The organism is Variovorax sp. P1_H12_2 (assembly GCF_056405335.1).
This window is the reverse complement of sequence record NZ_JBFUCI010000395.1, coordinates 1-6,069: the sequence shown is the minus strand read 5'-3', so window position 1 is coordinate 6,069 and position 6,069 is coordinate 1. Positions and strand designations below refer to the sequence as shown.

Genomic DNA, 6,069 nt, shown 5'->3' with positions numbered 1-6,069 from the left:
GGCTGCAGCAGTCGCTGCAGATGACCACGATCGCTCGCAAGACCATCAACACGGCGCGCCATGTGATCATCTGCGGCTACGGGCGCTGCGGCCAGAACCTGGCGCGAGTGCTGGAGCGCGAAGGCATTCCGTATCTGGCGCTGGACCTGGACCCGGACCGCGTGCGCCAGGCGGCGGCGGCCGGCGATTCGGTGGTGTTCGGCGATGCCTCGCGCATGCAGGCGCTGATGGCGGCCGGCCTGGCGCGGGCCAGCGCGCTGGTCGTGACCTACCAGGACGTGCCGGGTGCGCTCAAGGTGCTGGCCAATGCCCGCGCCCATGCACCGCAGGTGCCGGTGATCGTGCGCACGCAGGATGATCGCGATCTCGAGAAGCTGCAGGCGGCGGGCGCCACCGAGGTGGTGCCGGAGGCGATCGAGGGCTCGCTGATGCTCGCGAGCCATGCGCTGGCGCTGGTCGGGGTGCCGATGCGGCGCGTGATCCGCGTGGTTCAGGATCAGCGCGACGCCCGCTACAACCTGCTGCGCGGCTACTTCCACGGCGCCGACGACGACACCGCGGACGAGGTCGACCACGAGCGGCTCAACAGCTTCACGTTGACGACCGGCGCCCGCGCCATCGGCCAGCCGCTCGCGCGGCTGGCGCTGGCGGGGTTGGGGGTGCGGGTCGCGAGCCTGCGGCGGCGCGACGGCAAGGCCGCCGATGCCGACGACGATACGGTGCTGGCCGACGGCGACACCCTGGTGCTGTCAGGCAAGCCTGGCGCGCTGGCGGTAGCGATCGACAAGCTGCAAAAGGGCTGAAGTCGACCGGCTCGGCCGGGCTCTCAGTTCAGCAGCGTCGGATTGCGTCTTTCTTCCTCGATCCGCTGCTGCCGCCGCACCGCTTCGCACTGGGYGTCCGACTTGAGTTCCGGCTTGGCGCACTGTGCGGCCAGGCATTGGGCGCGCGCAAAGAAATTCAGGCCCGCGCATTGCGACTGCGGGCTGGGTGGCGTCGCCAGCGGCGGCGGCGCCGGTTCTTCGGGCGCCGCCGCCGGCAGCGCGGCGACGGGCGCGGGTGCCGGTGCCGGCTTGCGAGTCTTCGGCGCCAGAGGCGGCACCGGCTTCTTCGGGGCGGCCGGCGGCGTCATGGCTGGTTCGGGCTGGGCGCTGGTCGTGGGCACGGATGCGGGCATGGGCGCCGCGGGGGCGGGGGCGGGTGCCGGGGTTGACGTCGGGGTCGGGGTCGGGACCGATGGTTCGTCCTGCGGCGGCGTCGCGAGGGGCACCGGGGGCTCCGCAAGTACAGGCGCCGACGGCGTCGGAGGGGGAGCCGCCAGGGCCGGCACAGGCGGTATCGCAGGGCCTGGCGGCTCGGAGAAGAACCAGGCGGCGATCGCGACCGGCCCGGCAACGATCAGCAGGCCGATCACCGCTGAGCGCCACGGGTTCGGGCGCTCGGCGTCGGTGCTTCGGATCGAGCTTTTTGGCTTGGCCGGCTCGACGCGACGCAGGGATGCCGCTGCAGGTGCCGGAACCGATCGGCGCGGGTCTGGCGCTGGTGGCGGCGGCAGGTTCGAGTGCATCGGCATGCGCTGTGGGGCGTGCCGCTCCTCGCCGCTGCCGGTCACGGCCGCAGGCCGCACCGGCGTCGGCGAATCCAGCCTCTTGCCGCAACCCTTGCAGAACTTGGCGCCGTCACGGTTGTCCGTGTGGCAATTCCCGCATGCCTGGGTCATCGGCGGGCTTCAGGTCACGGCCACCCGCTTGGGCTTGTTCACCATCCGCCTGGCGATGACCGCGCCGAGCCCCAGCGTGATTTCGAGGGCGAGATCGGGTTGGCGGTTCGACAGTTCGGCGAAGCGGATCGCCGTGAGCCGCCAGACGCGCGCCGCGCCCGTGGCGACCACATTGGCCGATCGGGGCGCGCGCGAAAAGAAGGACCCTTCGCCCACCACGGAGCCCGGATTCAGGATCGCGAGCTGCATCTGGCCCTTGTCGCCGATCAGGTGCACGCTGAGCGCGCCGCTTTCGATGAAGAAGACCGTGCGGTCGATCGTGCCCTGATCGATCAGCACCTGGCCGGCCGCGAGGTCGAAGGCTTGCAGATAGCCCCCCAAGGTTTCCCATTGGTGAGCATTCAGCGCCGGAGCGAAGGCGTCGTAGCTGGTGTTCTGCGCGATGGCGCGGCAAAGATCCTGAATGCTGGATGACATCGATGTATACCCTGCTGTGCGTCGGAAGTATCCGCGAAACCTCAAATGCGTGGTGACAGATGTCACACAAACTCACACTTCCAGTTACTTGCCGATGCAAAAACGGGAAAAGATCACGCCCAGCAGATCGTCGGCGCCGAATTCGCCGGTGATCTCGTTCAGCGCGTTCTGCGCCAGCCGGAGTTCTTCGGCCAGCAGATCCAGGAACTGCGCCTGCGCCGCCAGATGGCCGGACGCCAGGGCGATGTGCTCCTCGACGCGCGAAAGCGCCTGCACGTGGCGGGCCCGCGCGAGGTAGACGCCCTCGGGCACCGCTTGCCAACCCGCCACTTCGAGCAGGCGGCGCCGCAGGGTTTCGATGCCGGCGCCGGTTCGTGCGGACAGGCTGACACCGGTGGCCGACAGTGCGCTCGGCGCCGACGCGACGGCGTCCAGCTTGCTCCAGACATCGATCACCGGCACGCTGCCGGGCAGCCGGCTCGCGATCTGCGCATCGGCCAGCGCGTACGCGGGAGACGTGCTTCGCGTCAGGTCGTGCAGGAACAGCACGGCATCGGCGCCTTCGATCTGGCCCCAGGCGCGCGCGATGCCGATCTGCTCGACCTCGTCGGTGCTGTCGCGCAGGCCGGCGGTATCGATCACATGCAGCGGCACGCCCTGGATCTGGATGGTCTGCGACACCACGTCGCGGGTGGTGCCTGCGACCGCGCTGACGATCGCCAGTTCGGCCCCGGCGAGCGCATTGAGCAGTGAGCTCTTGCCGGCATTGGGCTGGCCCGCGATCACGACCTTGATGCCCTCGCGCAGCAGGGCGCCCTGGCGGGCACGCTGCTGGACCGCCGCCAGCTGAACCTGCAGCGCAGCCAACTGGCCCTGGGCGTCGGCCTCCTGGAGAAAATCGATCTCTTCGTCGGGAAAATCGAGCGTGGCCTCGACCAGCATGCGCAGCCGCACCAGCGCCTCGAGCAGCGTGTGGATTTCCTCCGAGAAGGCGCCCGACAGCGACCGGCTGGCGCTGCGTGCGGCAGCCTCGGTGCTGGCGTCGATCAGGTCGGCGATCGCCTCGGCCTGCGCCAGGTCGATCTTGCCGTTGAGGAAGGCGCGCTGACTGAACTCGCCCGGCTCGGCCACGCGCAGTCCGGCCAGGCGCGGCCGGCCGGACGCCGGATCGGTTTCAGCCGCGGCCGCGAGGCAACGGGCGACCAGCAGCTGCAGCACCACCATGCCGCCGTGGGCCTGGAGTTCGAACACGTCTTCCCCGGTGAAGGAGTGTGGCGCCGGAAAGTGCAGGGCCAGGCCGCGGTCGATCGCGGAACCGTCGACGTCGCGAAAGGGCAGGTAGGTCGCTTCGCGCGGTTTCAGGTCCCGGCCGCAGAGCGCGGCGACCAGGGGCGCCAGTTCCCGCCCGGAAACGCGAACGATCCCGACCGAGCCGCGGCCTGGGGCGGTGGCGATGGCGACGATGGGATCGGCGGTGCGCGAGAGCATGGGAACGATTCTTCCAGCAAAAAGGGCCGCTTTCGCGGCCCTCGGGTCGGGGATGCCGAAGCCTACTTGCCCGGCTTCGCCAGCTTCGGCGCCTTGGACGCCTTCGACGGATTGCCCAGCACGCCGAGGCGCTTGTTGATGAACCACTGCTGCGCGATCGAAAGCACGTTGTTGGTGATCCAGTAGAGCACCAGGCCGGCCGGGAAGAAGATGAACATCACGCTGAAGGCCAGCGGCATGATCCACATCAGCTTGGCCTGCATCGGGTCCGGCGGCGTCGGGTTGAGCCAGGTCTGGAACAGCGAGGTGGCGGTCATCACCACCGGCAGGATGAACCAGGGGTCCGGTGCCGACAGGTCATGGATCCAGAGAATCCACGGCGCATGGCGCATCTCGACCGACGACAGCAGCACCCAGTAGAGCGCGATGAACACCGGGATCTGGATCACGATCGGGAAGCAGCCGCCCATCGGGTTGACCTTTTCCTCGCGGTAGATGCGCATCATCTCCTGCTGCATCTCCTGCGGCTTGTCCTTCAGCCGCTCGCGCATCTCCATGATCTTCGGATTGATGGCCTTCATCTTGGCCATGCTCGCGTAGGCCTTGGCGTTGAGCCAGTAGAAGGCCGCCTTCAGCAGCACCACCAGCGCGACGATCGACCAGCCCCAGTTGCCGAGGATGCCGTGCAGCTGGTTCAGCAGCCAGTAGAGCGGCTTGGAAATGATCGCGAAGATGCCGTAGTCCTTGACCAGGTCGAGGCCGGGCGCGATCGCCTCGAGCTTCTTTTCTTCTTCGGGGCCGGCGAACAGGTTGCTGTCGATGGTCTGCGCCGCGCCTGGCGCGAGCTGGGGCACCTGCAGCACCATGGCGACCGAAAACAGGTTGTTGCCGAGGTCGGCGACGCGGAATTCGCGCTTGATGGCGTCGCTGCCCGGCACGTTCAGCAGCCAGGCCGAGACGAAATAGTGCTGCACCATCGCCACCCAGCCGTCGTTGGCGGGGGCCGGTAACTCGACCTTGCCCTTGGTGATGGCGCTGAAGTCGATCTTCTGGAACTTCTTCTGCTCGGTGTAGATGGCCGGGCCGGTGAAGGTGTTGGTGCCGAACATGGTGCCGGCCGCCACCGTGCCATGGCGCGTGAACTGCAGGTAGAGCTGCGCATCGCGCGGCTTGTCGCTGACGTTGACGATCTGGTGCTTGACGCGGATCGAGTAGTCGCCACGCTGGAACACGTAGGTCTTGACGTACTTGAGGCCGCCCACGGGCTGCGACTCGAAGGCCACTTCGAGCGTGTTCTGGCCTGCGGCCAGCTCGCGCGGACCGGGGCGCGCCGTCATCAGGCTCAGGTGATTCGGGAAGCGGTCGCCGGTGTCCACCGTGTTCAAGAGGCCGGTCTGGGCCACGTAGCGGGTGGCGGGCGAACCGTTCTCCATCAGCATCACGGGCCGGACCTCGTTCTGCGGCACCGGCAGGCCGACCAGGCGGCGGAACCACTCGACCAGGCCGCCGTGGTTGGTCTGGTCGAGGAACTGCAGCAGCTGCAGTTCGGACAGCGTGCCGCCCTCACCGTCAATGGTCGCCTTGAAGACATCGGTGGAGACCGTGACCTTCTCGCCGATGGCGGGCGCTGAGCCCTGGACCGGCACCGCGCCGGCCGCCGGTGCGGCCGCGGCCGGGACGCCGTTGGCATTCGCGGCGGCCGGCGTCGCCGACGGATCGGCAGGGGCGGCGGTCTTGGTCGAGGGCAGGAACGTCGGCTTGTGTCCGTTGTAGACCTGCCATTGGTCCCACAGCAGCACCAGCGAGAAACCAAAAATCACCCACAGGATGGTGCGGCGGATATCGTTCATGAAGAAGACTTCTTGTCGTCGGAAGAGAGAAAGGCGAACAGCGACCCACGCCTGGGCGTCGGTCGCTGTGCCTTCGGGGGAACCGGATCGTGGCCACCTTGGCACCAGGGCTGGCAGCGGGCGATGCGGTGCAGCGTGAGGTAGCTGCCCTTGACCGCACCGTGCTGCTCGAGGGCGCCGATGGCATAGATGGAGCAGGTCGGCTCGAAGCGGCAGGACTGGCCGAGCCACGGGCTCAGCAGCAGCCGATAGCCCTTGACGAGACCGATCAGGAGGCGCCGCATCATGCGCGCGCCGTCGCGGCCCGCTCCAGCAGTTGCTGGAGTTCGGCCCGGACGGCGGCCTTGAGCTTGTCGGATGCCGCGCTGACGAATTTCTGGCGATCGAAGGCTGCGCGCAGGCGCACCACGTGCGCCGCGCGCGGCAGCGATTCAGCGACGGCAGCGCTCACGGTGTAGATCTGGCGTTTGATCGCGTTGCGGGTGACCGCGCGGCGGGCCCAGCGCTTGGGAACCATCGCGCCGAGCCATACGT

Annotated in this window: 7 protein-coding genes; 1 reads left to right on the top strand and 6 read right to left on the bottom strand. The window is 68.4% G+C overall.

Going from position 1 to position 6,069, the window contains the following annotated elements; translation table 11 throughout:
- Positions 1–803: NAD-binding protein (locus tag AC1D2K_RS28145; protein WP_478092838.1), on the top strand; the 803-nt coding region annotated here is incomplete at its 5' end.
- 23 nt (positions 804–826) lie between these two features.
- On the opposite strand, the gene AC1D2K_RS28140 is transcribed toward AC1D2K_RS28145, so the two are convergent.
- The 6 genes from AC1D2K_RS28140 to AC1D2K_RS28115 form a co-directional block, all read right to left on the bottom strand.
- Positions 827–1,177, bottom strand: a complete 351-nt coding sequence (locus AC1D2K_RS28140; protein WP_478092836.1) for a hypothetical protein — start codon at positions 1,175–1,177, stop codon at positions 827–829.
- 552 nt (positions 1,178–1,729) lie between these two features.
- Positions 1,730–2,197 carry a Crp/Fnr family transcriptional regulator gene (locus AC1D2K_RS28135; protein ID WP_478092835.1) on the bottom strand — a complete coding sequence of 156 codons (468 nt, stop codon included), beginning with the start codon at positions 2,195–2,197 and terminating at the stop codon, positions 1,730–1,732.
- Between the two features lie 84 nt (positions 2,198–2,281).
- A complete protein-coding gene (gene mnmE, locus AC1D2K_RS28130) occupies positions 2,282–3,685 on the bottom strand; it encodes a tRNA uridine-5-carboxymethylaminomethyl(34) synthesis GTPase MnmE (protein ID WP_478092834.1) in 1,404 nt (467 codons plus the stop codon).
- 62 nt (positions 3,686–3,747) lie between these two features.
- Positions 3,748–5,535 carry a membrane protein insertase YidC gene (yidC, locus tag AC1D2K_RS28125; RefSeq protein WP_478092833.1) on the bottom strand — a complete coding sequence of 596 codons (1,788 nt, stop codon included), beginning with the start codon at positions 5,533–5,535 and terminating at the stop codon, positions 3,748–3,750.
- The gene (gene yidD, locus AC1D2K_RS28120; RefSeq protein WP_478092831.1) at positions 5,532–5,822 is read right to left on the bottom strand and encodes a membrane protein insertion efficiency factor YidD; all 291 of its coding nucleotides are present in this window, start codon (positions 5,820–5,822) and stop codon (positions 5,532–5,534) included. Before yidD ends, yidC begins: the two co-directional genes overlap by 4 nt.
- Positions 5,819–6,069: ribonuclease P protein component (locus AC1D2K_RS28115; protein ID WP_478092829.1), on the bottom strand; the 251-nt coding region annotated here is incomplete at its 5' end. The genes yidD and AC1D2K_RS28115, both read right to left, overlap by 4 nt.

Coding starts and splice junctions, on each gene's coding strand:
- AC1D2K_RS28135 (WP_478092835.1), bottom strand. CDS start 2,197: ATGTCATCCAGCATTCAGGATCTTTGCCGCGCCATCGCGCAGAACACC.
- mnmE (WP_478092834.1), bottom strand. CDS start 3,685: ATGCTCTCGCGCACCGCCGATCCCATCGTCGCCATCGCCACCGCCCCA.
- yidC (WP_478092833.1), bottom strand. CDS start 5,535: ATGAACGATATCCGCCGCACCATCCTGTGGGTGATTTTTGGTTTCTCG.
- yidD (WP_478092831.1), bottom strand. CDS start 5,822: ATGATGCGGCGCCTCCTGATCGGTCTCGTCAAGGGCTATCGGCTGCTG.